This window comes from Burkholderia sp. Ac-20353, from assembly GCF_017104785.1.
GTDB lineage: Bacteria > Pseudomonadota > Gammaproteobacteria > Burkholderiales > Burkholderiaceae > Burkholderia.
In genome coordinates, this window is sequence record NZ_JAAGPL010000054.1 from 24,453 (window position 1) to 49,532 (window position 25,080).

The following is a 25,080-nucleotide window of genomic DNA, read 5'->3' on the forward strand; positions in this document are numbered from 1 at the left end:
GATGAAGACGATGGTGCGCAACAAGACGTTCTGGGTGTTTCTCGTGGTGCTGTTCGCGCTGCCGGTGCTGCCTGGCGTGCTGCGGGTGCCCGAATACTGGATCACGCTGCTGAACTACATCGGCCTCGATGCAATCGTCGCGATCGGGCTCGTGCTGTTGACGGGCGTCGGCGGGATGACGAGCTTCGGACAGGCCGCGTTCGTCGGGATCGGCGCGTATGCGACCGCCTACCTGACGACAGCCTATGGCGTGTCGCCATGGCTCGCGCTGATCGCGGGCGTCGTGCTGACGGCGCTCGTCGCGCTCGTGCTGGGCGCGGTGACGATGCGGCTGTCCGGACACTTCCTGCCGCTCGGGACGATCGCGTGGGGTCTCGCGCTGTTCTACCTGTTCGGCAATCTCGAGCTGCTCGGCAAGTACGACGGGATCAATGGCATCGCCGCACTAAACCTGTTCGGCATCGTGCTCGACAGCGGGCGCAGCCTGTATTTCCTGATCTGGGCGGTGGTGCTGGCGGCGATCGTGTCCGTGCAGAACCTGCTGAACAGCCGGCCGGGCCGCGCGATCCGCGCGCTGCGCGGCGGCGGCGTGATGGCCGAGGCGATGGGCGTGAATACCGCGTGGATGCGGGTCGTGATCTTCGTCTATGCGGCGGTGCTCGCGGCGATTTCGGGCTTCCTGTACGCACACCTGCAGCGTGCGGTGAATCCGACGCCGTTCGGCCTGAACCACGGGATCGAATTCCTGTTCATGGCGGTGGTTGGCGGCGTCGCGCACGTGTGGGGCGCGGTGCTCGGGGCGGCGATCCTCACCGTGCTGCAGGATTACCTGCAGACGCTGCTGCCGAAGCTGCTCGGCGCGGAAGGCAACTTCGAGATCATCGTGTTCGGCGTCGTGATGGTGCTGCTGCTGCAGTACGCGCGACAGGGCGTATGGCCGTTCGTCGCGAGGCTGTTTCCACGTGGACCGCGCGCGCATGCGCCGCACGACGCCGATCCTTTGCCGCAGCGCACCAAGCCGGCAACCGGCGAAGCGCTGCTCGTCGTCGACAATGCGCGCAAGCAGTTCGGCGGGCTCGTGGCCGTCAACGACGTGAGCTTCGAGGTCAACGCAGGGCAGATCATCGGCCTGATCGGGCCGAACGGCGCCGGCAAATCGACCACGTTCAACCTCGTGACGGGCGTGCTGCAGCCGACGGGTGGCGCGATCACGTTCCGTGGCGAGCGGATCGACGGCCTGACGTCGCGCGAGATCGTGCGGCGCGGGATCGGCCGCACGTTCCAGCACGTGAAGCTGCTGCCGGGCATGACCGTGCTGGAAAACGTCGCGCTCGGCGCGCATCTGCGCGGTACGACGGGCGTCTGGCGCAGCATCGCGAGGCTCAACGCACACGAGGAGGCGCAATTGCTGGCCGAGGCGGCCCGCCAGATCCGCCGCGTCGGCCTCGAGAACCACATGTACGACGAAGCGGGGAGCCTTGCGCTCGGCCAGCAGCGGATCCTCGAGATTGCTCGCGCGCTGTGCTGCGACCCGACGCTGCTGCTGCTCGACGAACCGGCCGCTGGCCTGCGCTACAAGGAGAAGCAGCAGCTGGCGGACTTGCTGCGACGGCTGAAGGCGGAAGGGATGAGCGTGCTGCTCGTCGAACACGACATGGATTTCGTGATGAATCTCACGGATCGGCTGGTGGTGATGGAGTTTGGTACACGGATCGCGGAAGGGCTGCCGCAGGACGTGCAGCAGGATCCGGCGGTGCTCGAAGCGTATCTGGGCGGGGTGGAGTGATGACGGACACGACGATGCCGATTCTCGATGTGCGCGGGCTGGCGGTCCGGTACGGCAAGGTGGAGGCGCTGCACGGTGCGGCGATCAAGGTTGGCGCGGGCCAGATCGTCAGCGTGATCGGGCCCAATGGGGCCGGCAAATCGACGCTGCTGAACGCGATCATGGGCGCGCTGCCGGTGACGGGGCACGCGTCGGGCGCGATCGTGTATCGCGGCGCGGACGTCAGCGTGCTGCCGATCGAGCAGCGCGTCGCGCGCGGCATGTGCCTCGTGCCGGAAAAGCGTGAGCTGTTCAGCACGATGTCGGTGGAGGACAACCTCGTGCTTGGCGCTTATCGGCGCAAACAGGCCGGCGAAGCGAATTTCCTCGACCAGCTCGATCACGTATTCGCGCTGTTTCCGCGGCTGAAGGAGCGGCGCAATCAGGCGGCCGGCACGCTATCGGGCGGCGAGCGGCAGATGCTGGCGGTGGGGCGGGCGCTGATGGGCAAGCCGGACTTGCTGATGCTCGACGAGCCGAGCCTGGGGCTCGCGCCGCTGATCGTGAAGGAGATTTTTCATATCATCAGCGCGCTGCGCGGCACAGGCGTTGCGACGCTGCTGATCGAGCAGAACGCTCGGGCAGCGCTGCAGATCTCCGACTATGGTTATGTGCTCGAGACGGGCGAATTTGCGCTGGACGGGCCGGCGGCAGAGCTTGCGCAGAACCCACAGGTGATTGAGACCTACCTTGGGTTGGTGAAGAAGTCGGCTTGATTGGTTGGGTGGTTGGCGGGAAATGGACGGCGGGCGGACGGCGTGTTTCACGTGAAACGCGCCGTTTTTGTTTGGCGTGGGGGATGCTTGGGGTGGAGTTCTGATGACTCCGACGCGGGGATAAGTGCAGGACGAGCAGCTGGAAACCCTGTGAGATGGGGTTGAGGCGGCGTGCACAGCGCCGTGCCGAGCCTTTGTCTCGATCCAGAGCCGATAGTCGCGGTGTTTCACCGGCCTGTACTCGGGCGCGTCCTTGCACAGCGCAAAGGTTATTCACGACTACGTGCAGGACGCTGGCAAGTTTATGCCGGAAGGGGCGATGGCCAGGCCGCTACAGAGTCCGCAAGTGATTGAGATCCGATCTTGGGACGGTGAGGGCGGCGGCTTACGCGAGGAACCCGGCGGCAAGCGGGGGCATGCTTCACATGAAACGCACTGCGTTTGTTTGGGGTGTGGCGAGGCGGGCGTCGGTGTCCGGATGAGTCGGGCAGGGGATAAGTACCGGATGAGCAGATGGAAACTCTGTGAGATAGGGCCGGCACGGCGCGCACGGCACCATGCCGATCCTTCGTCTTGATTCTGAGCCGATAGTCGCCGTGTTCCACCAACCTGTTCCTACGCGCGTCCGTGCACAGGGCAAAGGGTGTTCACGACTACGCGTTGGAGGCCGGCAGTTTGTGCCGGAAGGGGTGATGGCTGGGCGGGCAGGGAGTCCGCAAGTGATTGAGATTGACCTCGGGATGGCGTGGAAGGTCGCATGAGCGGGTATTCGACGACAAAGGGTGGCATGTTTCACATGAAACACACCGCTTTTGTTTTGGGGCGTGACGATGCGGGCGTCGGTGTCCGGATGAGCTGGGCGAGGGGATAAGTGCCGGACGAACAGCTGGAAACCCTGTGAGATGGGGCCGGAACGGCGCGCAATTGTCTTGCTCTGGGGCCGATAGTCGCCGTGTTCCACCGACCTGTTCCCGGGCACGTCCTTGCGCAGGGCAAAGGGTGTTCACGACTACGTGCTGGAGACTGGCAAGTTTGTGACGGAAGGGTCGGTGGCCGGGCCGTACAGAATCCGCAAGTGATTGAGATCGACCTGGGACGGAGTGGAATACGGCATGAGCGGGTATGAGGCGGCAAGCGGCGGCGTGTTTCACATGAAACACGCCGCTCTTGCTGGGGGCGTAACTATGCGGGTGCCGGTGTTCCGAGGACTCCGGCGATGGGATAAGTGCCGGACGAATAGCTCGAAACCCTGTGAGCAGGGGGCGAGACGGTACGCCCAGCGCCGTGCGGAGCCTTCATCTGGAACCAGAGCCGACGGTCGCGGTGTTCCACCGACCGGTTCCCGGGCACGTCCTTGCGCAGGACAAAGGGTGTTCACGACTACGTGCTGGAGGCGGGCAAGTTTGTGCCGGAAGGGCCGGTGGCCGGGCGGGCAGGGAGTCCGCAAGTGATTGAGATCGACCTTGGGATGGCGTGGAAGGCCGCATGAGCGGGTATTCGACGGCAAAGAGGGCGTGTTTCACATGAAACCCGCCACTATTGTTTGAGGCGTGACGATGCGGGCGCGAGTGTTCCGGTGACTCCGGCAGGGAATAAGTGCCGGACGAACAGTTGGAAACTCTGTGAGATGGGGCCGGAACGGCGCGCAATTGTCTTGCTCTGGGGCCGATAGTCGCCGTGTTCCACCGACCTGTTCCTGGGCGGGTCCTTGCACAGGAAAGAAGGGTGTTCACGACTACGTGCTGGAGGCTGGCAAGTTTGTACCGGAAGGGCTGGTGGCCGGGCGGGCAGGGAGTCCGCAAGTGATAGAGATCGACCTTGGGGTGGCGTGGAAGGCCGCATGAGCGGGTATTCGACGGCAAAGGGCGGCGTGTTTCACATGAAACACGCCGCTTTTGTTTGGTGCGTGACGATGCTGGCGTCGGTGTCCCGATGACGCCGGCGTGGGGATAAGTGCCGAACGAACATCTGGAAACCCTGTGAGAGGGCGGACGGGACGGTGCGCACAAGTGCCGTGGCCGAGTCGTAGCCTTGATCCAGGACCGATAGCCGCTGTGTTCTCCCGATCTGTTCCCCCCGCGTCGGTCTTCGCACAGAGCAAAGGGTGTTCGCGACTGCGTGCTTGAGACTGGCAGTTTGTGCCGGAAGGGCCGGTGGCCGGGCGGGCAGAGAGTCCGCAAGTGATAGAGGTCGACCATGAGATGGCGTGGAAGGCCGCATGAGCGGGTATTTGACGGCAAAGGGGGCGTGTTTCACATGAAACCCGCCACTATTGTTTGAGGCGTGACGATGCGGGCGCGAGTGTTCCGGCGACTCCGGCAGGGGATAAGTGCCGGACGAACAGCTGGAAATTCTGTGAGATTAGGCCGGAGCGGTGCTTACAGCGCCGTGTCGAGCCTTCATCTGGATCCGAAGCCGATAGTCGCCGTGTTCCAACGACCTGTTCTCGGGCACGTCCTTGCACAGGGAAAAGGGCGTTCGCGACTACGTGCTGGAGGCTGGCAAGTTTGTGCCGGAAGGGTCGGCGGCCGGGCTGGTACAGAATCCGCAAGTGTGAGATCGACCTTGGGATGGCGCAGAAGGCGGCGTGGCCGAGGTGTTCGGCGGCAAGCGGGTGGGCATGTTTCACATGAAACACACGGCTTTTGTTTGCGGTGTGACGATGCGGGCGCCGGTATCCCGATGACCTGGGCGAGTGGATAAGTGCTGGAAGAACAGCTGGAAACCCTGTGAGCAGGGGCCGAGACGGCGCGCACAGTACCGTGCCGATCCTTCGTCTTGATCCCGAGCCGATACGTCCGCCGTGTTCCAGCAACCTGTTCCAGGGCAGTTTCTTGCACAGGGCAAAAAGTGTTCCGACACCCACGGATTCACCACCGTAGCCGATCGCGCCGCACAGATTCGCCAGTCAACCGACGGAAAACCGGCGAAATGAACGGACCCTACCATTCGGACGGTCTTCAGGTGAAAAGCGAACCCGCTATAATTCGGCCCATACATTTCTCAGAAAGGTCTGTGCGCTGTCCTGCACGGAGTCCGCCATGCTTTATCCCACAGAATTTGACGTAATCGTCGTCGGCGGCGGTCATGCCGGCACGGAAGCCGCGCTGGCGTCCGCCCGCATGGGCGTGAAGACGCTATTGCTGACGCACAACATCGAAACCCTCGGGCAGATGAGCTGCAATCCGTCGATTGGCGGCATTGGCAAAGGCCATCTGGTCAAGGAAGTCGATGCGTTGGGCGGCGCGATGGCCGCTGCAACGGACGAGGGCGGTATTCAGTTCCGGATCCTCAATTCGTCGAAGGGCCCGGCTGTTCGTGCGACGCGCGCACAGGCCGACCGCATCCTGTACAAGGCAGCGATCCGCCACCGCCTCGAGAATCAGCCCAATCTGTGGCTGTTCCAGCAAGCGGTGGACGACCTGATGGTCGAAGGCGATCGCGTGGTGGGCGCCGTCACCCAGATCGGCATCCGCTTCCGTGCGCGCGCCGTGGTGCTGACCGCCGGCACGTTCCTCGATGGCAAGATCCACGTCGGCCTGAACAACTACACAGGCGGCCGGGCAGGGGATCCGGCTGCCGTGACGTTGTCCTCACGCTTGAAGGAGCTGAAGCTGCCGCAAGGGCGGCTGAAGACCGGAACGCCGCCGCGTATCGACGGCCGCTCGATCGACTTCTCGAAGCTGGAAGAGCAGCCGGGCGATCTCGATCCGATCCCCGTGTTCTCGTTCCTGGGCCGCGCTGAGCAGCATCCGCAGCAGATGCCGTGCTGGATCACGCACACGAACGAGCGCACGCACGACATCATTCGTGGCGGCCTCGATCGCTCACCGATGTATACCGGCGTGATCGAAGGCGTCGGCCCGCGCTACTGTCCGTCGATCGAGGACAAGATTCACCGTTTCGCGTCCAAGGAATCGCACCAGATCTTCCTCGAGCCGGAAGGGCTGACGACCAACGAGTTCTATCCGAACGGGATCTCGACGAGCCTGCCGTTCGACGTGCAGCTCGAGCTCGTGCATTCGATGCGCGGCCTCGAACAGGCGCACATCCTGCGTCCGGGCTATGCGATCGAGTACGACTACTTCGATCCGCGTGCATTGAAGGCGTCGCTGGAAACCAAGGCGATCAACGGGCTATTTTTTGCGGGCCAGATCAACGGGACGACCGGTTACGAAGAGGCGGCCGCACAGGGCTTGTTGGCTGGCGTCAACGCAGGCTTGTACGTGCAGGAAAAGGAAGCGTGGTGCCCGCGTCGCGACCAGGCTTATATCGGCGTGCTGGTCGACGATCTGGTGACGCGCGGTGTCGCCGAGCCGTACCGGATGTTCACGAGCCGCGCCGAGTATCGGTTGAGCCTGCGTGAAGACAACGCGGACATGCGCCTGACCGAAATCGGCCGCGAGTTGGGCCTCGTGGACGACGTGCGTTGGGACGCGTTCTGCCGGAAACGCGACGCTGTTTCACGTGAAACCGAGCGCCTGAAGTCGACGTGGGTCACGCCGAAAACGCTGCCGGCCGACGAGGCAGTGGCATTGCTCGGCAAGGCGATCGATCACGAATATAGCCTCGCCGAGTTGCTGCGCCGTCCGGGTGTCAGCTACGACGGCGTGTGCGGCCTGAAGGGCGGCGAATGCGGTCCGGCGGAGCCGCTGGTCGACGATCCGGTCCTGCTTGCGCAGATCAAGGAGCAGGTCGAGATCGGCATCAAGTATCAGGGCTACATCGAGCGCCAGGCGAGCGAGATCGAGCGCAACGACGCGAACGAGAACACGCGACTGCCCGAAGGCATCGACTATCGCGAAGTGCGCGGGTTGTCATTCGAAGTGAGCCAGAAGCTGAATCAGTTCCGGCCGGAAACGATCGGACAGGCATCGCGCATTTCGGGTGTCACGCCGGCGGCGATTTCGCTGCTGATGGTGCATCTGAAGCGCCGCGGCCTCGGCCGCCGCAACGGTACCGCGGAAGCGGCCGTGGAGCAGGGGGACAGCAATGTCCCGACGCAGCAATGACGGCGCGTCGCGCGCCGGCGGCTAATCGGGACGTATTGGAGAGGATGCTCGCCGACGGCGCAAACACGCTCGGCGTCGCGCTGACTGATGCGCAGCGGAACCAGCTGCTCGACTATGTCGCGCTGCTGGCGAAGTGGAACGCGGTGTACAACCTGACCGCGATCCGTGATCCGCAGCAGATGCTGATTCAGCACATCCTCGATTCGCTGTCGATCGTTCCCCATCTGCGTGACCGGGCGTCGGCGCGCGTGCTCGACGTCGGATCGGGCGGCGGGCTGCCGGGTATCGTGCTCGCGATCGTTCGGCCGGAATGGCAGGTTACGCTGAACGATATCGTCCAGAAGAAATCCGCTTTCCAGACGCAGACCCGGGCCGAGCTGAAGCTCGCGAACCTGTCGGTTGTCACCGGTCGCGTGGAAACGCTGCAGCCTGGTGTCGAAGTGCAGGAAAAATTCGATGTGATCGTATCGCGCGCTTTCGCGGACCTCTCCGACTTCGTTAAACTTGCTCGACATCTGGTTGCGTCGGGCGGGTCGATCTGGGCGATGAAGGGCGTGCACCCTGACGACGAGATTGCACGGTTGCCCGATGGCAGCCACGTGAAGCAGGCCATTCGGCTGGCGGTGCCGATGCTCGATGCCGAACGGCATCTGATCGAAGTCACCGTAGACGAAGCGATTTGACGGCGCGCCAAGTGGCGCGCCGAATGTTTGAAGGTACGAAGGAACACATCAACGATGGCAAAGATCTTCTGCGTTGCGAACCAGAAGGGGGGCGTCGGCAAGACGACGACAACGGTCAATCTCGCCGCAAGCCTGGCAGCGCAGGAGCAACGGGTCCTGCTGATCGATCTCGACCCGCAGGGCAACGCGACGATGGGCAGCGGGATCGACAAGGCCAGTGTCGAATCGACCGTGTACGAGGTGCTGGTCGACGGCGTGTCGGTCGCGGATGCACGGGTGCGGCCCGAATCGGTGACGTACGACGTGCTGCCGGCGAACCGTGAGCTGTCCGGCGCGGAGATCGAGCTGATCGGCATCGAGAACCGCGAGCGCCAGCTGAAGGCGGCGCTCGATCGGGTCGCCGACGACTACGACTTCGTCCTGATCGACTGCCCGCCGACGCTGTCGCTGCTGACGCTGAACGGCCTTTGCGCGGCGCACGGCGTCGTGATTCCGATGCAGTGCGAGTACTTCGCGCTGGAAGGCCTGTCGGATCTCGTCAACACGATCAAGCAGGTGCACGCGAACATGAACCGCGACCTGAAGATCATCGGGTTGCTGCGGGTGATGTTCGATCCGCGCATCACGCTGCAGCAGCAGGTCTCAGATCAACTGAAGGCGCACTTCGGCGACAAGGTGTTCGACGTGGTGATTCCGCGTAACGTCCGGCTGGCCGAAGCGCCGAGCTACGGTCTGCCCGGTGTTGTGTTCGACCGCAGCTCGCGTGGTGCGCAAGCCTATCTCCAGTTCGGTGCCGAGATGATCGAGCGCGTGCGCGCATTCGATGCGTGATCCGGACACGAGCGAAGCAAGGAAGAAAGACATGAACGCGGTGCCAAAGAAGAAAGGATTGGGGCGTGGCCTCGAAGCGCTGCTCGGTGGCAGCGCCGACATCACCGAAGCGGTGAAGATCGAGGGCGCACCGAACACGCTCGCGCTTGCTAAGCTGCAGGCCGGCAAGTATCAGCCGCGGACGCGGATGGACGAGGGCAGCCTGCAGGAACTGGCGGCGAGCATCCGCGCGCAGGGCGTGATGCAGCCGATCCTGGTGCGGCCTATTTCGTCAGACAAATACGAGATCATCGCCGGCGAGCGACGTTTCCGTGCTGCGCGCCTTGCCGGTCTCGACGAAGTGCCGGTGCTGGTGAAGGACGTGTCGGACCTGGCCGCCGCCGCGATGGCGCTGATCGAGAACATCCAGCGCGAAGACCTGAATCCGCTGGAAGAGGCGCACGGCATCCAGCGCCTGATCGACGAATTCCATTTCACGCACGAACAGGCGGCCGAATCGGTCGGCCGTTCGCGCAGCGCGGTATCGAACCTGCTGCGCCTGCTGAATCTCGCGGCGCCGGTGCAGACGATGCTGCTCGCCGGCGATCTCGACATGGGTCATGCGCGTGCGCTGCTCGCGGTCGATGCGGCGACGCAGATCACGCTTGCGCACCAGGTCGTCAACAAGCGGATGTCGGTGCGCGAGACCGAAAAGCTCGTCACGCAGACGACGAAGGAAGTGCCGGCGGTCAAGGCGCGCGCGAAGGACGATGGCGGTCGCGACACGCGCCGTCTCGAAGAAGAGCTGTCCGACCTGCTGGCGTCGACGGTAAAGATCAAGCTCGGCCGCCGCGGACGCGGGCAGGTGTTGATCGATTTCGGCAGCCTCGATGCGCTCGAGGGCATCCTCGCGCGTTTGCGCGGGAACGTAACGGCAGAAGAATAACGAGGCGTTGCCAATGAACAATGCGGACGCACCGGCATTGCGCCGGTGGTTCGGCTGGCTCGCGCAGGAACCTGTGCTGTCCGTGCTGGCCGTCGGTCTCATCCTGCTGGAATGGTTGCGCCCGCAACCGTTCGCAGTGCTGGCGAATCTCGTCGACTGGCAGACGGTCGCGACGCTTGCGGGCCTGCTGATGCTGACGAAGGCGCTCGAGCTTTCCGGGTGCCTGATGTGGCTCGCGCACCGCATCGTGCACCACGTGCATTCCGAGCGTGCGCTTGCGATGCTGCTCGTCGTGTTCGCCGCCGCGCTCGCGATGTGGCTCACCAATGACGTCGCGCTGTTCGTCGTCGTGCCGCTGATGGTTTCGCTGCGCGCGCTGGCACCGCTGCCATTCCGGCGGCTCGTGATCGTCGTGGCGCTGGCCGTCAACGCGGGGTCCGTCGCGACGCCGCTCGGCAATCCGCAGAATCTGTTCCTTTGGCAGTTGAGCGGCATGTCGTTTGGCCGCTTCGTGCTCACGCTCGGCCCGCTTGCGATTGCGCTGATGGCGCTGCTGCTCGCGTTGACTGCCTGCGCGTTTCGCGCGAAGCCGCTCGACCTGTCCGGCGATGTCGTCGCGTTGCCCATGCAGCGCATGCACGCGCTTGTCGCGGCCGTGCTGTTCGCGGGGTTCGTGCTGCTCGCCGACGCACACCATGCGCTGCCCGGCCTGATTGCGGTTGCCGTCGTGCTGCTCGCGGTGCGGCGCGATGCCGTGTTGAAAATCGACTGGCTGCTGTTGTTGATCTTCGTGCTGATGTTCGTCGTGCTGCGCAGCGCGGCCGCGTTGCCGGCGGTGCATGACGCGATCGCGCAGGCGCGTCTCGATTCGCCGCTGCGCGTGTTCGCGGCAGGCGCCGTGTTGTCGCAAGGCATCAGCAACGTGCCGGCCGCGATCCTGTTGTCGGAATTCACGCAAGACTGGCGCGCGCTTGCGTTCGGCGTGTCGGTGGGCGGCTTCGGCGTGGCGATCGGTTCGCTTGCGAACCTGATCGCGGTGCGGCTGGCGAAGGAGCCGCGCATGTGGCTGCCGTTTCATCTCGTGTCGATTCCGTTCGCGATCGCGAGCGCGGTGCTCGGCGCGTGGCTGCTCGCGCACGGTTAACTGCTGCTGCGCAGAGACCTGCGATACAGGCGGGGTTCGTGGCACCATTTCAAGAGTGCGTCCACAGCGACTTGTCTGTGGAGCGATGCGTCCGTTAGCGATCTATCCACGGCGGCGCATCTGTGGTGCCGTGTGCACAGCGCCATATCGGTGGATAACAATTCACAGCGAAGGGGAGGGTGCCGTGGCCAACCCGAAGTGACGCATGCAAGAAATCCACAGCGAGTGATCACGATGAAGCACCCGCCATTCCCCGCATCCGCCACCGCGGCCCCTGCACGAAACCGATTTTCTTCGCGCGCGAAATACCAGTGCAAGAAACTGACCTTACAACTGTCATCGTACGTCGTCGAATCGCGCGTTTTTCACATCATGAGGCGACGTTTTACGCAGGTTTTTGTCGCGTCTAAAGCCTTGAATCACCTGCAACTATCGCTTACAATCGCCCGGATTTGTTAGCTAGGCGCCCCTGAAAGCTTTCGGAAAGCTTGGGGCCGGGTTCAGGATTTTGCGGAAGACTGCGATGGCGGGTCAGGCGCCGAACGAAAGGCACGATGATCAACGCGCGCAACGCACCGCTTCAGCGGCCGGCGAGCGGCGCGAATCATCCGGCGACGACTGGGACGCCGAGCAGCAGGAAGACAATATCGTTCCGCTCACGCGGGCCGAGGCTGAGAAGCTGTTCGGCCCGAACGTGGGTCGGGCCTCGCGCATCACGCCCTCCAAGGTCGTGATCACGCAAGTGGCCTTGTCCCTGGTAGCAACGCTGGCGTGGTGGCTGTTTTCCAAGTCGCCGGGCGCCGCTGCGCTGTCAGCGTTTCTGGGCGGAGCGATCGGCTGGGTGCCAAGTGCGTTGTTCGTGGCACGAATGAAGGCGGGTGGCTCGGCCACCGTGATGAGCTGGGTGGCGGGCGAAGCCCTCAAGCTCGGCGTGACGATCGGGTTGTTTGCCGCGGTGGCGTTTGGCTACCCCGGCGTGCACTGGGTGCCGCTCCTCGTCACGTACCTCGTCGTGCTGAAGACGTACTGGGTCGCGCTGGCCTGGCGGTAAGCAAGAACAAGCAGCGCGTGGTTTCGACACGGAACTGCGCCAGCCTGTTCCCGCAATAACATGTTGCGGAATCGGGCAAAACGATTTTCGACAATTTGGGTGGCATTAACGATATGGCAGCTAGCGAAGGCACGCGCGGTCCGGATCCGTCCGAGTACATTGCGCACCACTTGCAGAATTTCTCCACCTCGCATCAGACGTCGATTTTCGACATTCATGTCTGGAATATCGACACGCTGTTCTGGTCGATCGTGTGTGGCATCGTCACCATCCTCGTGCTGCGACTGGCCGCCCGCAAGGCGACGCCTGGCGTGCCGGGCCGCTTCCAGTGCGCGATCGAGATGCTCGTCGAGATGGTCGAAGACCAGTCGAAGGCGATCGTCCACGGCAATCGTGCCTTCATCGCTCCGCTCGCCCTCACGGTGTTCGTGTGGGTTGCGCTGATGAACTCCCTCGACTTCCTTCCCGTCGACCTGCCGGGCCGCGTGATCGGCCTGCTCGGTCTGTCGGACGTGATTTCCCACCATCGCATCGTCCCGACGGCCGACCTGAACGGCACGCTCGGCATCGCGCTCGGCGTGTTCGTCCTGATGATCTACTACAGCATCAAGATCAAGGGCGCGGGCGGCTTTGTGCATGAGCTGCTGTCGGCCCCGTTCGGCGCCCACCCGCTGCTGTGGATCCCGAACCTCGCGCTCAACATCGTCGAATATCTCGCGAAGACCGTCTCTCTCGGCATGCGGCTGTTCGGCAACATGTACGCGGGTGAGCTGTTGTTCCTGTTGATCGCCCTGCTCGGCAGCATGTGGAGCTTCGGTGGCGACGCAACGTTCCTCGGCTTCATTGGCCACGTGATCGCGGGCAGCGTCTGGGCAATCTTCCACATCCTGATTGTTCTGTTGCAGGCATTCATTTTCATGATGCTGACGCTGGTGTATCTCGGCCAGGCGCACGACAAGCACTAAGCGCGGCGTGCAAACAAGAGTTTCCGTTTTAGTTTTTTAAATCTCAGTTCCAAGTCTTTTCACAAAGGAGTGATCATGCAAGCTTACATCGCCAACATCCAGGGTCTGACCGCCATCGGTATCGGCATCATCATCGGCCTGGGTGCAATCGGCGCCTGTATCGGTATCGCGCTGATGGGTGGTAAGTACATCGAAGCCTGCGCACGTCAGCCGGAACTCATCAACCCGCTGCAAACGAAGATGTTCCTGCTGGCTGGTCTGATCGACGCTGCATTCCTGATCGGCGTGGGTGTTGCAATGCTGTTCGCGTTCGCGAACCCGCTCCTGTCGAAGCTCGTCGCAGGCTAAGGTTCCTCGGAAATATGCGCCCGGCGTAAGCCGGCGCAGGGCGGAACGGAGACTTGGGGCGCTGATCGAATGCAACTCGATGAGCGCCTTACCGTTTCATTTTTCCGGAATAGCAGATAAGGAAACACCGTGAATCTCAACGCAACTCTGTTTGCGCAAATGGTCGTGTTCCTGGTCCTCGCGTGGTTCACGATGAAGTTCGTGTGGCCGCCGTTGATCAACGCCCTCGACGAACGTTCGAAGAAGATCGCCGACGGCCTCGCCGCCGCGGAAAAGGGCAAGGCGGAACTCGACGCAGCGCACAAGCGTGTGGACCAGGAACTCGCGCAGGCCCGCAACGACGGCCAGCAGCGCATCGCCGACGCTGAAAAGCGTGCCCAGGCGGTCGCCGAGGAAATCAAGGCCAATGCCCAGGCTGAAGCCGCCCGCATCGTCGCTCAGGCGAAGGCGGAAGCAGAACAGCAAATCGTGAAGGCGCGCGAAACGCTGCGTGGCGAAGTCGCTACGCTGGCCGTGAAGGGCGCCGAGCAGATCCTGAAGCGCGAAGTCGATCAAACGGCCCACGCCCAACTGCTGAATCAACTGAAAGCCGAGCTCTGATCATGGCCGAACTTGCAACCATCGCCCGCCCTTACGCAGAAGCGCTGTTCCGCGTGGCCGAGGGAGGTGACATCGCCGCCTGGTCCACGCTCGTGCAAGAGCTGGCCCAGGTTGCGCGTCTGCCCGATGTGCTGTCCGTCGCGTCGAGCCCGAAGGTGACCCGCGCGCAAGTGGCCGAGCTGCTGCTTGCCGCGCTGAAGTCGCCGCTCGCGGCCGGTGCCGAAGCGAAGAACTTCGTGCAGATGCTGGTCGACAATCATCGCATCGCGCTGCTGCCGGAAATCGCCACGCAGTTCGAAGAGCTGAAGAACGAGCGTGAAGGCGCCGCCGACGCAACCATCGTCAGCGCGTTCCCGCTGAACGGGACCGATCTCGAAGGTCTCGTGTCCAGCCTCGAGCGCAAGTTCAAGCGCAAGCTGAAGCCGACGGTCGAAGTCGATTCGTCGCTGATCGGCGGCGTGCGCGTGACGGTTGGCGACGAAGTGCTCGACACCTCGGTTCGCGCGCGCCTCGCATCGATGCAGGCTGCGTTGACCGCCTGAGCGCCACGCCGGCACGCAACAGAATTGACTATCAGGAGCGAATAATGCAACTCAATCCCTCTGAGATCAGCGAGCTGATCAAGAGCCGGATCCAGGGCCTTGAAGCGAGCGCAGACGTTCGCAACCAGGGCACCGTGATCTCCGTGACCGACGGTATCGTGCGTATCCACGGCCTGTCGGACGTGATGCAGGGCGAAATGCTCGAGTTCCCGGGCAACACGTTCGGCCTCGCGCTGAACCTCGAGCGCGACTCGGTCGGCGCGGTGATTCTCGGCGAATACGAACACATCTCGGAAGGCGACATCGTCAAGACGACGGGCCGCATTCTCGAAGTCCCGGTGGGTCCGGAACTCGTCGGCCGCGTGGTCGACGCGCTCGGCAACCCGATCGACGGCAAGGGCCCGGTCAACGCGAAGCTGACCGACGCGATCGAAAAGATCGCCCCGGGCGTGATCTGGCGTAAGTCGGTGTCGCAGCCGGTGCAGACGGGCCTCAAGTCGATCGACGCGATGGTGCCGATCGGCCGTGGCCAGCGTGAGCTGATCATCGGCGACCGTCAGTGCGGCAAGACCGCAGTGGCGCTCGACACGATCATCAACCAGAAGGGCAAGGACCTGATCTGTATCTACGTCGCGATCGGCCAGAAGGCTTCGTCGATCATGAACGTGGTGCGCAAGCTCGAAGAAACCGGCGCGATGGAGTACACGATCGTCGTCGCGGCTTCGGCATCGGATTCGGCTGCGATGCAGTACCTCGCACCGTACGCCGGCTGCACGATGGGCGAATACTTCCGCGATCGCGGTCAAGACGCGCTGATCATCTATGACGACTTGACCAAGCAGGCTTGGGCATACCGTCAGATCTCGCTGCTGCTGCGCCGCCCGCCGGGCCGCGAAGCGTACCCGGGCGACGTGTTCTATCTGCACTCGCGTCTGCTCGAGCGTGCGGCTCGCGTGTCGGAAGAGTACGTCGAGAAGTTCACGAACGGCGAAGTGAAGGGCAAGAGCGGCTCGCTGACGGCACTGCCGGTCATCGAAACGCAAGCGGGCGACGTGACCGCGTTCGTTCCGACGAACGTGATCTCGATTACCGACGGCCAGATCTTCCTGGAAACCGACCTGTTCAACGCAGGCATCCGCCCGGCAATCAACGCCGGCGTGTCGGTGTCGCGAGTCGGTGGCGCCGCGCAGACGAAGGTCGTGAAGAAGCTGTCGGGCGGTATCCGTACCGACCTCGCGCAGTATCGTGAACTCGCAGCGTTCGCGCAGTTCGCGTCGGACCTCGACGAAGCGACCCGCAAGCAGCTCGAGCGCGGCCGCCGCGTGACGGAACTGCTGAAGCAGCCGCAGTACCAGCCGCTGCAGGTGTGGGAACTGGCCGTGTCGCTGTACGCCGCGAACAACGGCTACTTCGACGACCTCGACGTGAAGCAAGTGCTGCCGTTCGAGAAGGGCCTGCGCGAATTCCTGAAGACCAGCCACGCTGACCTCATCAAGCGCATCGAAGACACCAAGGATCTCTCGAAGGACGACGAAGGCGCGCTGCGCGCGGCGATCGAATCCTTCAAGAAGTCCGGTGCCTATTGATCCGCGAGTGACACACTGAGGCCGCGCGGGTGCTGACGCGCCCGCGCCGCTTCGGTCAAGGAGCAAGCTATGGCTGGAATGAAGGAAATTCGCGGCAAGATCAAGAGCGTGCAGAACACGCGCAAGATCACGAAGGCGATGGAGATGGTGGCCGCATCGAAGATGCGCCGCGCGCAGGAACGCATGCGCGCTGCCCGCCCGTATGCGGACAAGGTCCGTGCCATCGCATCGCACATGAGCCGCGCGAACCCGGAGTACCGCCACCCGTTCATGGTGGCAAACGAAGGCGCAAAGACGGCCGGCATCATTCTCGTCACGACGGACAAGGGTCTGTGCGGCGGTCTGAACACGAACGTGCTGCGCGCGACGGTGCAGAAGTTCAAGGAGCTGGAAGAGAAGGGCCAGAAGGTCGAAGCCACCGCGATCGGTAGCAAGGGCCTCGGGTTCCTGAACCGCTTCGGCGCGAAGGTGATGTCGCAGGTCGTGCACCTCGGCGACACCCCGCACCTCGACAAGCTGATCGGCGCGGTGAAGACGCAGCTCGATCTGTACTCGGAAGGCAAGCTGTCGGCGGTTTATCTCGCGTACACGCGCTTCGTCAACACGATGAAGCAGGAAGCGGTGATCGAGCAGCTGCTGCCGCTGTCGTCGGAGCACTTCGAGGCGAATGACGGCACGCCGGCCACGTCGTGGGACTACATCTACGAGCCGGACGCGCAGGCTGTCGTCGACGAACTGCTCGTGCGCTACGTCGAGGCGCTGGTGTACCAGGCCGTCGCGGAAAACATGGCGTCGGAGCAATCGGCACGGATGGTCGCGATGAAGGCTGCGTCCGACAACGCGAAGACCGTGATCAGCGAACTGCAACTGGTCTACAACAAGAGCCGTCAGGCCGCGATCACGAAGGAACTGTCGGAGATCGTCGGCGGCGCTGCAGCTGTCTAAGCGCGCGCCCCGATAGCTCGAAACTGCGCCTTTGCGCGAGTAAAGAATCAGGTATTTAAAGGAAAAGCGATGAGTACTGCTGCTTTGGTAGAAGGCAAGATCGTACAGTGCATCGGCGCCGTTATCGACGTGGAATTCCCGCGCGACAGCATGCCGAAGATCTACGACGCGCTCATTCTGGAAGGCTCGGAACTGACGCTCGAAGTCCAGCAGCAGCTGGGCGACGGCGTGGTCCGCACCATCTGTCTGGGTGCCTCCGACGGCCTGCGCCGCGGCCTGACCGTGAAGAACACGGCAAAGCCGATCTCGGTGCCGGTCGGCAAGCCGACCCTCGGCCGGATCATGGACGTGCTCGGCCGTCCGATCGACGAGGCTGGCCCGATCGAAAGCGAAGTGACGCGTTCGATCCACCAGAAGGCGCCGGCGTTCGACGAACTGTCGCCGTCGACCGAACTGCTCGAAACGGGTATCAAGGTTATCGACCTGATCTGCCCGTTCGCAAAGGGCGGCAAGGTTGGTCTGTTCGGCGGTGCAGGTGTGGGCAAGACCGTCAACATGATGGAGCTCATCAACAACATCGCGAAGGAGCACGGCGGTTACTCCGTGTTCGCGGGCGTGGGCGAGCGTACCCGTGAAGGGAACGACTTCTACCACGAAATGAAGGACTCGAACGTTCTCGACAAGGTCGCGCTGGTGTACGGCCAGATGAACGAGCCGCCGGGCAACCGTCTGCGCGTTGCGCTGACCGGCCTGACGATGGCCGAGCACTTCCGTGACGAAGGCCTCGACGTGCTGTTCTTCGTCGACAACATCTACCGTTTCACGCTGGCCGGTACCGAAGTGTCGGCACTGCTCGGCCGTATGCCGTCGGCAGTGGGCTATCAGCCGACGCTGGCTGAAGAAATGGGCAAGCTGCAAGAGCGCATCACGTCGACCAAGAAGGGTTCGATTACGTCGGTTCAGGCCGTGTACGTCCCTGCGGACGACTTGACCGACCCGTCGCCGGCGACCACCTTCGGCCACCTGGACGCAACCGTCGTTCTGTCGCGTGACATCGCATCGCTGGGTATCTACCCGGCGGTCGACCCGCTCGACTCGACGTCGCGCCAGATCGACCCGAACGTGATCGGTGAAGAGCACTACTCGATCACCCGTCGCGTTCAGCAGACGCTGCAGCGCTACAAGGAACTGCGCGACATCATCGCGATTCTGGGTATGGACGAACTGTCGCCGGAAGACAAGCTGTCGGTCGCGCGCGCGCGCAAGATCCAGCGTTTCCTGTCGCAGCCGTTCCACGTCGCAGAAGTGTTCACGGGCTCGCCGGGCAAGTACGTGCCGCTGAAGGAAACGATCCGTGGCTTCAAGATGATCGTCGACGGCGAGTGCGACCACCTGCCGGAACAGGCGTTCTACATGGTCGGCACGATCGACGAAGCCTTCGAAAAGGCCAAGAAGATCCAGTAAAGGTCGGGTGTAACGCAGCGGGCGCCGGCCCGCGGCGTATCGATACGTGTCACGTATCGGTGCGCCGCTTCGGCGCCCACGTAATACGCTCAACCAGGAGTCGATATGGCAACCATCAAAGTAGACGTCGTCAGCGCGGAAGAGCAGATCTTCTCGGGCGAGGCGAAGTTCGTCGCGCTGCCGGGCGAAGCGGGTGAGCTGGGCATCCTGCCGGGCCATACGCCGCTGATCACGCGGATTCGTCCGGGTGCGGTGCGCATCGAGGTCGAGAACGGCAACGACGAATTCGTGTTCGTCGCGGGCGGCATTCTCGAAGTGCAGCCGGGCGCCGTAACGGTGCTCGCCGACACCGCGATCCGCGGCAAGGATCTCGACTCGGCGAAGGCCGAGGAAGCGCGCAAGCGCGCCGAGGAAACGCTGCAGAACGCGAAGTCGGACATCGACCTCGCGAAGGCGCAATCCGAGCTCGCGACCGCGATGGCGCAGCTCGAAGCGATCCAGCGTCTGGCGAAGATCCGCAGCCGGCACTGAGCCGCGCCGCACGCAGCACGCAGCACGCGAAAGAAAGCAGCCTTCGGGCTGCTTTTTTTTCGCGTGCTTGCGTCCGGTCGTACTATTTCGTCCGGTCGAAGTGAATTGATGTCAGAGTGTCGTCAGCGGAGCACGGCATCATCCGCATGATCAGATCATAAGATTCACGGAGACACTCATGGCAGCTGAATCACGCGTAGGGGCGCTGATAGCGCCCGAAAACGGACTGTCGTACGTGCGCGGCGCGACCGATGTGCCGTTGTCCGAATCGACGATCGGCCAGTTCCTGCGGGACACGGCCGCACGCTTTCCCGATCGTCCGGCCGTGGTGTTCCGCGAGCAGCAGGTGCGCTGGAGCTGGCGCGAATTCGCGGCCGAGGTCGACGTGCTGGCCGCCGGCCTCGCGGCGCTCGGAATCGCCAGCGGCGACCGTGTCGGCATCTGGTCGCCGAACCGCAGCGAATGGCTGCTGACCCAGTTCGCGACCGCGCGGATCGGCGCGGTCCTCGTGAACATCAACCCCGCGTACCGGCTCGCGGAACTCGAATACGCGCTGAACAAGGTCGGCTGCAAGGCCGTGATTGCCGCCGAGCGCTTCAAGTCGTCCGGCTACGTCGAGATGCTGCAGACGATTGCGCCGGAGCTCGCGACCGCGACGCCGGGCGATCTGCACGCCGTGCGTGTGCCGAGCCTGCGCACCGTCGTGTCGATGGGCGACGTTGCGCCCGCCGGGATGTTCCGCTTCGCCGACGTGATGGCGCGCGGCCGCGGCGCAGTCGACACGGCAGCGCTCGATGCGCTCGGCGCGACGCTCGCGCCGATTGATCCGATCAACATCCAGTTCACGAGCGGCACGACCGGCAGCCCGAAGGGCGCGACGCTCTCGCATCGCAACGTCGTCAACAACGCGTGCTCGATCGCGACGGCGATGCGCGTCAGCGAGCAGGACTCGCTGTGCATTCCGGTGCCGCTGTATCACTGCTTCGGGATGGTGCTCGCCGTGCTCGCGTGCGTGTCGAAGGGCACCGCGATGGTGTTCCCCGGCGAGGCGTTCGATCCGGTCGCGACGCTCGCGGCGGTATCCGAAGAACGTTGCACCGCGCTGCACGGCGTGCCGACGATGTTCATCGCGGAGCTCGATCATCCGGACTTCGCGAACTACGACCTGTCGACGCTGCGCACGGGCATCATGGCCGGCTCGCCTTGCCCGATCGAAACGATGAAGCGCGTCGTGTCGCAGATGCATCTGTCGGAGATCACGATCGCGTACGGGATGACGGAGACGAGCCCCGTGTCGTTCCAGAGCTCGACCGACGATCCGCTCGAGAAGCGCACGACGACGGTCGGCCGCATCCAGCCGCACCTCGAGGTGAAGATCGTCGATCCGAGCGGCGGCATCGTGCCGGTCGGATCGACGGGCGAGCTGTGCACGAAGGGCTATTCGGTGATGCGCGGCTATTGGGACGACGAATCGAAAACGCGCGACGTGCTGATCGACGGCTGGATGCACACGGGGGATCTCGCGACGCTCGATGCGGACGGCTACTGCAACATCGTCGGCCGGCTGAAGGACATGCTGATTCGCGGTGGCGAGAACATCTATCCGCGCGAGATCGAGGAATACCTGTTTCGGCATCCGAAGATCCAGAGCGCGCAGGTGTTCGGCGTGCCGGACCCGAAATACGGCGAGGAAGTGTGCGCGTGGATCGTGCTGCGCGCGGGCGAACAGATGACCGAGGACGACGTGCGTGCGTTCTGCCAGGGGCAGATTGCGCACTACAAGATTCCGCGCTATATCCGCTTCGTCGACGAGCTGCCGATGACGGTGACAGGCAAGGTGCAGAAGTTCATCATGCGCCAGCGCATGATCGATGAACTGAAGCTCGGTGAGCAGAAGACGGCTTGACGCGCGACACGTGACGGCCTGCGGGCCGTTACGCTTTCGATGGACGAAAAAAAGCGGGCTTATTAGCCCGCTAAAAACCACACGCTACGGGGTTAGCGCGAGGAGACCAAAGATGGAACGTATTCGGCGGAGCCGAAAACGACTCCAACAAGGATGCCCCTCGGAAGGGCTTCGGTACATGACCGACGGGCTCGCAGCGCTTCGCGTCCGCTCACACTTGGCACACGAGACCGCATCCGTGTTGAAACCGTTGAAGGCCATTGTGGGCGAATTGACGGGCCATCGCGGTAACAAAGTGTTTCAGGTTGTAACGCCCGCCAGATAAGGCTCTCCGGGATTTTTTGCTGTTTTTCGGGATCCTGATCAGGTCATTTTTACCAACATTTCCGCAAGAGTTTTCATCTCGTGCGCGTGACGCGTTTTTCATGCGTATCAGGCTCGGCTGATTCCACATTTGTACGCAAAAAAATTCACTGCACTGAGGATTCGATGTCAGACGATTCAATCATCAGAAAGATTTTGAAACGTGATCGCATCATTGCGATAGTCGGCCTTTCGGATAAACCCTACCGTCCGAGCCACGGCGTCGCCGAATACATGCAGCAGGCCGGTTACAGGATCGTGCCCGTCAACCCGATGCTCGACGGGCAACGCGTGCTCGGCGAGCGTTGTTACGCGTCGCTGCCTGCGGCGGCGGCCGCGCTCGCCCGCGACGGCGTCGCGATCGGGATGGTCGACGTGTTTCGCAAATCGTCGGAAGTGGCGGCCGTCGCCGACGACGCGATCGCGATCGGCGCGCGGTCGCTGTGGCTGCAGCTCGGCGTGATCGACGAGGCCGCGGCCGCGCGCGCCCGCGCGGCGGGACTCGACGTGGTGATGGACCACTGCGCGCTGGTCGAACACCGGCGGCTCGGCGTCGACTGAACGGCGTCGGGTGCGCTGGTCGGGTGCGTGTGATGCGGCACCGCACCGCATGGCGTCAGGCCCCGGCAGCCCCGTGTATGACGCCCGATGCACGCATCACTTCAGCCACTTGTCCGAGATCGCCTGGAACTCGCCGGTCGACAGCGACAGATGCAGCCACTGGTCGACGTACTGCTGGAACACGACGTCACCGCGCGGCACCATGTAGGCCTTCTCGCCGAACTGGAACGGTTTGTCCGGATGCACCGAGCACAGGCCCGGATTCAGCTTTTGCTGCAGCAGCGTCTCGGACGCGTCGGTCACCATCACGTCCGCGTTGTCCGCGAGGATCTGCTTGAAGATCGTCACGTTGTCCGGGTAGACGGTCACGTTCGCGTGCGTGAAATGCTGCTTCGCAAAACGCTCGTTGGTGCCGCCCGGATTCACAATCACGCGCGTGTCGGGCCGGTCGATCTGCGCGATGGTCTGGTACTTGGCGGCATCCGCACAGCGCACGATCGGCGTCTTGCCGTCGGTGATGTACGGCTGCGTGAAGAACGCGTGCTTCTGGCGCTCGAGCGTCGTCGATACGCCGCCGACCGCGATGTCGCACTTTCCGACGAAATCGGCGGTGAGGGTCGGCCAGCTCGTCTTCACGTAGTCGGCCTTCACGCCGAGCGTCTTCGCGAGCGCGTCCGCCATGTCGATGTCGATGCCCTCGAACTTGCCGTCCGCGCGGTAATACGAATACGGCTTGTAGTCGCCCGTCGTGCAGACGCGCAGCGTGCCGCGCGCGAGCACGTCGTCGAGCCGCGAGCCGGCGGCGGCGCTCGGGGCGCCACTACCCGGTGCGCCGCTGCCCGCATCCGCCCCATGCGCGGTGGCGCACGCGAGCGTCAGTAGCGCGGCCGTGGCTGCGGCGGCGAACGTTGCGAGCTTCTTCATCGGGTCTCCTCCTTTGTTTGGTTCGATATGAGCGTCCGATCATAGCCGAGCCATCGCGCGCGTCATATGGTCACCATAGGCCGCAATCGGTCCCGCGCGCACGGCACGGCCGCGCCGCTCCGGTAAAATGCGCTTTTGCCTTGCGCATCGTCGAACTCAACGTGGCCCATACCCTGCTCAACGACACCTTCCTGCGTGCGCTCCTGCGCGAGCCGACCGACTACACGCCGATCTGGCTGATGCGCCAGGCGGGCCGCTACCTGCCCGAGTACAACGCGACGCGCGCGCGCGCAGGCAGCTTCCTCGGCCTCGCGAAGAACCCCGATTACGCGACCGAGGTGACGCTGCAGCCGCTCGAGCGCTTCCCGCTCGACGCCGCGATCCTGTTCTCGGACATCCTGACGATTCCCGACGCGATGGGCCTAGGCCTCGACTTCCAGGTCGGCGAAGGGCCGAAGTTCGCGCATCCGGTGCGCACCGAGGCGGACGTCGCGAAGCTCGCGGTGCCGGACATCGGCGCGACGCTCGGCTACGTGACCGACGCGGTGCGCGAGATCCGCCGCGCGCTCACCGACGGCCAGGGCCGCCAGCGCGTGCCGCTGATCGGCTTCTCGGGCAGCCCGTGGACGCTCGCGTGCTACATGGTCGAAGGCGGCGGCTCGGACGATTTCCGCACCGTGAAGTCGATGGCGTATTCGCGTCCCGACCTGATGCACCGGATCCTCGACGTGAACGCGCAGGCGGTCGCCGCGTACCTGAACGCGCAGATCGACGCGGGCGCGCAGGCCGTGATGATCTTCGACACGTGGGGCGGCGCGCTGGCGGACGGCGCGTACCAGCGCTTTTCGCTCGACTACATCCGGCGCGTGGTGTCGCAGCTGAAGCGCGAGCACGACGGCGAGCGCGTGCCGGTGATCACGTTCACGAAGGGCGGCGGGCTGTGGCTCGAGGAAATCGCATCGACGGGCGTCGACGCGGTCGGGCTCGACTGGACGGTCAACGTCGGCGCCGCACGCGAGCGCGTCGCGGGCCGCGTCGCGCTGCAGGGCAACCTCGACCCGACGATCCTGTTTGCACCGCCGGCCGCGATCCGCGAGCAGGCGCGTGCGGTGCTCGACAGCTACGGCAACCATCCGGGCCACGTGTTCAACCTCGGGCACGGCATCTCGCAGTTCACGCCGCCCGAGCACGTCGCCGAACTGGTCGACGAGGTGCACAGCCACAGCCGCGCGATCCGTAGCGGAGCCGCGCGCTGAGCGCAAGCGCCGTCATGCTGCGGTGCAGTGAAGCGGCGTTGCGCGGCCTGCGCGAAACAGGGCGCAACCCCGCCCGGGTTGGCGATCCGCAGCTTGTCAAGACTTGACTTATACACATTTTCCACGTTGCAGCGCGGTAGAGCCCGGTATCGGTCAATTCGCCTCGCTATGATTCGCGAATTTGAATAGCAGCCTTATGGAATAAGGCTTCGCGGGTACCGATTACGGACCGCGAAAGACAGCGGAACGCACGGCCCAACGTGCTTTCCGCGCAGTCGGCGGCGAGTTCTCAACAAAGTTATCCACAGGCTGGTCAGGGTATACGGCGATTCTTAATGCGAATCCAAAACTTAGCGCCGAATCTGAAGTTTCACTTTAAGTTCGTTGACGCAATGCGGACGCATATCCATGCGCGCGGGTATATCCGCGCATATGCCCGCGCATGTGCCCACGCATCTGCCCACTGCGCGGGTCGCATCGCCACCGGAGCACAGTGATGGACGGCACCTACCTGCGGGTGGTGCTCGATCACCCGCTCGCGACCCTGTTCGATTACCGCTGCGACGCGCAGCCGGCGCCTGGGCCCGGCACGCTCGTGCAGGTGCCGTTCGGCAAGCGGCAAGCTGTCGGCCTCGTTTGCGAAGTGACGGCTCACACCGACGTGCCGCCGTCGCGGCTGCGTGCGATCGACGCGATCTGCGCAGACCTGCCGCCGCTGTCCGCCGACTGGCTCGCGCTCGTGTCATTTGCGGCCGACTACTACCAGCGCGGCCGCGGCGAAGTCGCGCTGCCGGCGCTGCCGCAGCCGTTGCGCGACGCGGGGCGCTGGGGGCGGCTGCTCGCGCCCGAAATCCGTTACCGCCTGACCGAGGCGGGCCGCACGGCGCCGCCCGACGCACTGC

Annotated in this window: 20 protein-coding genes and 1 pseudogene; 20 read left to right on the forward strand and 1 reads right to left on the reverse strand. The window is 63.8% G+C overall.

The genetic code is table 11. The annotated features are described in order from the left end of the window. Nucleotide 1 precedes the first annotated feature (1 nt). The 18 genes from G3N94_RS17590 to G3N94_RS17675 all read left to right on the forward strand — a co-directional run bounded on the left by G3N94_RS17590 (nt 2) and on the right by G3N94_RS17675 (nt 21,998). Nucleotides 2–1,786 carry a branched-chain amino acid ABC transporter ATP-binding protein/permease gene (locus G3N94_RS17590; protein ID WP_205793896.1) on the forward strand — a complete coding sequence of 595 codons (1,785 nt, stop codon included), beginning with the start codon at nt 2–4 and terminating at the stop codon, nt 1,784–1,786. Next, the gene (locus G3N94_RS17595) at nt 1,786–2,541 is read left to right on the forward strand and encodes an ABC transporter ATP-binding protein (RefSeq protein WP_205793897.1); all 756 of its coding nucleotides are present in this window, start codon (nt 1,786–1,788) and stop codon (nt 2,539–2,541) included. The genes G3N94_RS17590 and G3N94_RS17595 overlap by 1 nt, the downstream gene beginning before the upstream one ends. Nucleotides 2,542–5,582: 3,041 nt before the next feature. After that, nucleotides 5,583–7,553 carry a tRNA uridine-5-carboxymethylaminomethyl(34) synthesis enzyme MnmG gene (gene mnmG, locus G3N94_RS17600; RefSeq protein WP_205793898.1) on the forward strand — a complete coding sequence of 657 codons (1,971 nt, stop codon included), beginning with the start codon at nt 5,583–5,585 and terminating at the stop codon, nt 7,551–7,553. Continuing rightward, nucleotides 7,550–8,236 carry a 16S rRNA (guanine(527)-N(7))-methyltransferase RsmG gene (gene rsmG / locus G3N94_RS17605; protein WP_205793899.1) on the forward strand — a complete coding sequence of 229 codons (687 nt, stop codon included), beginning with the start codon at nt 7,550–7,552 and terminating at the stop codon, nt 8,234–8,236. The genes mnmG and rsmG overlap by 4 nt, the downstream gene beginning before the upstream one ends. Before the next feature lie 54 nt (nt 8,237–8,290). Beyond that, nucleotides 8,291–9,067 carry an AAA family ATPase gene (locus tag G3N94_RS17610; protein ID WP_205793900.1) on the forward strand — a complete coding sequence of 259 codons (777 nt, stop codon included), beginning with the start codon at nt 8,291–8,293 and terminating at the stop codon, nt 9,065–9,067. A gap of 31 nt (nt 9,068–9,098) precedes the next feature. Further along, nucleotides 9,099–9,992 (forward strand): ParB/RepB/Spo0J family partition protein, encoded by an 894-nt coding sequence (locus G3N94_RS17615; RefSeq protein ID WP_205793901.1) that lies wholly within the window; start codon nt 9,099–9,101, stop codon nt 9,990–9,992. A 13-nt stretch (nt 9,993–10,005) separates the two neighbouring features. Then, nucleotides 10,006–11,136: an SLC13 family permease gene (locus G3N94_RS17620; protein ID WP_205793902.1), complete on the forward strand. Its 1,131-nt coding sequence runs from the start codon at nt 10,006–10,008 to the stop codon at nt 11,134–11,136. 523 nt (nt 11,137–11,659) lie between these two features. Next, nucleotides 11,660–12,187 carry an ATP synthase subunit I gene (locus G3N94_RS17625; protein WP_205793903.1) on the forward strand — a complete coding sequence of 176 codons (528 nt, stop codon included), beginning with the start codon at nt 11,660–11,662 and terminating at the stop codon, nt 12,185–12,187. 113 nt (nt 12,188–12,300) lie between these two features. Next, nucleotides 12,301–13,152 carry a F0F1 ATP synthase subunit A gene (atpB, locus tag G3N94_RS17630; protein ID WP_205793904.1) on the forward strand — a complete coding sequence of 284 codons (852 nt, stop codon included), beginning with the start codon at nt 12,301–12,303 and terminating at the stop codon, nt 13,150–13,152. Between the two features lie 75 nt (nt 13,153–13,227). After that, nucleotides 13,228–13,500: a F0F1 ATP synthase subunit C gene (gene atpE / locus G3N94_RS17635; protein WP_021160442.1), complete on the forward strand. Its 273-nt coding sequence runs from the start codon at nt 13,228–13,230 to the stop codon at nt 13,498–13,500. A gap of 129 nt (nt 13,501–13,629) precedes the next feature. Next, nucleotides 13,630–14,100 (forward strand): F0F1 ATP synthase subunit B, encoded by a 471-nt coding sequence (locus tag G3N94_RS17640; protein WP_026045324.1) that lies wholly within the window; start codon nt 13,630–13,632, stop codon nt 14,098–14,100. A gap of 2 nt (nt 14,101–14,102) precedes the next feature. Next, on the forward strand, nt 14,103–14,642 hold the full coding sequence (locus G3N94_RS17645; RefSeq protein ID WP_205793905.1) for a F0F1 ATP synthase subunit delta: 540 nt from the start codon (nt 14,103–14,105) through the stop codon (nt 14,640–14,642). 44 nt (nt 14,643–14,686) lie between these two features. Further along, on the forward strand, nt 14,687–16,228 hold the full coding sequence (gene atpA, locus G3N94_RS17650) for a F0F1 ATP synthase subunit alpha (RefSeq protein WP_124598905.1): 1,542 nt from the start codon (nt 14,687–14,689) through the stop codon (nt 16,226–16,228). Between the two features lie 69 nt (nt 16,229–16,297). Then, nucleotides 16,298–17,173: a F0F1 ATP synthase subunit gamma gene (gene atpG / locus G3N94_RS17655; RefSeq protein WP_124598904.1), complete on the forward strand. Its 876-nt coding sequence runs from the start codon at nt 16,298–16,300 to the stop codon at nt 17,171–17,173. A 69-nt stretch (nt 17,174–17,242) separates the two neighbouring features. Beyond that, nucleotides 17,243–18,637 (forward strand): F0F1 ATP synthase subunit beta, encoded by a 1,395-nt coding sequence (atpD, locus tag G3N94_RS17660; protein WP_205793906.1) that lies wholly within the window; start codon nt 17,243–17,245, stop codon nt 18,635–18,637. A gap of 105 nt (nt 18,638–18,742) precedes the next feature. Then, on the forward strand, nt 18,743–19,168 hold the full coding sequence (locus G3N94_RS17665) for a F0F1 ATP synthase subunit epsilon (RefSeq protein ID WP_124598902.1): 426 nt from the start codon (nt 18,743–18,745) through the stop codon (nt 19,166–19,168). A gap of 178 nt (nt 19,169–19,346) precedes the next feature. Continuing rightward, nucleotides 19,347–21,074 carry an AMP-binding protein gene (locus G3N94_RS17670; protein ID WP_205793907.1) on the forward strand — a complete coding sequence of 576 codons (1,728 nt, stop codon included), beginning with the start codon at nt 19,347–19,349 and terminating at the stop codon, nt 21,072–21,074. A gap of 489 nt (nt 21,075–21,563) precedes the next feature. Then, on the forward strand, nt 21,564–21,998 hold the full coding sequence (locus G3N94_RS17675; protein WP_205793908.1) for a CoA-binding protein: 435 nt from the start codon (nt 21,564–21,566) through the stop codon (nt 21,996–21,998). A 96-nt stretch (nt 21,999–22,094) separates the two neighbouring features. On the opposite strand, the gene G3N94_RS17680 is transcribed toward G3N94_RS17675, so the two are convergent. Further along, the gene (locus G3N94_RS17680; RefSeq protein WP_205793909.1) at nt 22,095–22,922 is read right to left on the reverse strand and encodes a transporter substrate-binding domain-containing protein; all 828 of its coding nucleotides are present in this window, start codon (nt 22,920–22,922) and stop codon (nt 22,095–22,097) included. A 161-nt stretch (nt 22,923–23,083) separates the two neighbouring features. On the opposite strand from G3N94_RS17680, the gene hemE reads away from it, so the two are divergent. Together hemE and G3N94_RS17690 are read left to right on the forward strand one after the other, a co-directional pair. Beyond that, complete coding sequence (gene hemE, locus G3N94_RS17685) at nt 23,084–24,178, forward strand: uroporphyrinogen decarboxylase (RefSeq protein ID WP_205793910.1); 1,095 nt, start codon at nt 23,084–23,086, stop codon at nt 24,176–24,178. A gap of 496 nt (nt 24,179–24,674) precedes the next feature. Then, nucleotides 24,675–25,080, forward strand: a pseudogene (locus G3N94_RS17690) (primosomal protein N'); the annotation flags it as partial.

Excerpts from the sequence above, each read along its gene's own strand:
- G3N94_RS17610 (WP_205793900.1), top strand. The coding sequence starts at position 8,291 with ATGGCAAAGATCTTCTGCGTTGCGAACCAGAAGGGGGGCGTCGGCAAG.
- atpB (WP_205793904.1), top strand. The coding sequence starts at position 12,301 with ATGGCAGCTAGCGAAGGCACGCGCGGTCCGGATCCGTCCGAGTACATT.
- G3N94_RS17620 (WP_205793902.1), top strand. The coding sequence starts at position 10,006 with ATGAACAATGCGGACGCACCGGCATTGCGCCGGTGGTTCGGCTGGCTC.
- atpG (WP_124598904.1), top strand. The coding sequence starts at position 16,298 with ATGGCTGGAATGAAGGAAATTCGCGGCAAGATCAAGAGCGTGCAGAAC.
- G3N94_RS17625 (WP_205793903.1), top strand. The coding sequence starts at position 11,660 with ATGGCGGGTCAGGCGCCGAACGAAAGGCACGATGATCAACGCGCGCAA.
- mnmG (WP_205793898.1), top strand. The coding sequence starts at position 5,583 with ATGCTTTATCCCACAGAATTTGACGTAATCGTCGTCGGCGGCGGTCAT.
- G3N94_RS17595 (WP_205793897.1), top strand. The coding sequence starts at position 1,786 with ATGACGGACACGACGATGCCGATTCTCGATGTGCGCGGGCTGGCGGTC.
- atpA (WP_124598905.1), top strand. The coding sequence starts at position 14,687 with ATGCAACTCAATCCCTCTGAGATCAGCGAGCTGATCAAGAGCCGGATC.
- G3N94_RS17645 (WP_205793905.1), top strand. The coding sequence starts at position 14,103 with ATGGCCGAACTTGCAACCATCGCCCGCCCTTACGCAGAAGCGCTGTTC.
- atpE (WP_021160442.1), top strand. The coding sequence starts at position 13,228 with ATGCAAGCTTACATCGCCAACATCCAGGGTCTGACCGCCATCGGTATC.
- G3N94_RS17590 (WP_205793896.1), top strand. The coding sequence starts at position 2 with ATGAAGACGATGGTGCGCAACAAGACGTTCTGGGTGTTTCTCGTGGTG.
- G3N94_RS17680 (WP_205793909.1), bottom strand. The coding sequence starts at position 22,922 with ATGAAGAAGCTCGCAACGTTCGCCGCCGCAGCCACGGCCGCGCTACTG.
- G3N94_RS17615 (WP_205793901.1), top strand. The coding sequence starts at position 9,099 with ATGAACGCGGTGCCAAAGAAGAAAGGATTGGGGCGTGGCCTCGAAGCG.
- G3N94_RS17675 (WP_205793908.1), top strand. The coding sequence starts at position 21,564 with ATGTCAGACGATTCAATCATCAGAAAGATTTTGAAACGTGATCGCATC.
- G3N94_RS17665 (WP_124598902.1), top strand. The coding sequence starts at position 18,743 with ATGGCAACCATCAAAGTAGACGTCGTCAGCGCGGAAGAGCAGATCTTC.
- atpD (WP_205793906.1), top strand. The coding sequence starts at position 17,243 with ATGAGTACTGCTGCTTTGGTAGAAGGCAAGATCGTACAGTGCATCGGC.
- rsmG (WP_205793899.1), top strand. The coding sequence starts at position 7,550 with ATGACGGCGCGTCGCGCGCCGGCGGCTAATCGGGACGTATTGGAGAGG.
- G3N94_RS17670 (WP_205793907.1), top strand. The coding sequence starts at position 19,347 with ATGGCAGCTGAATCACGCGTAGGGGCGCTGATAGCGCCCGAAAACGGA.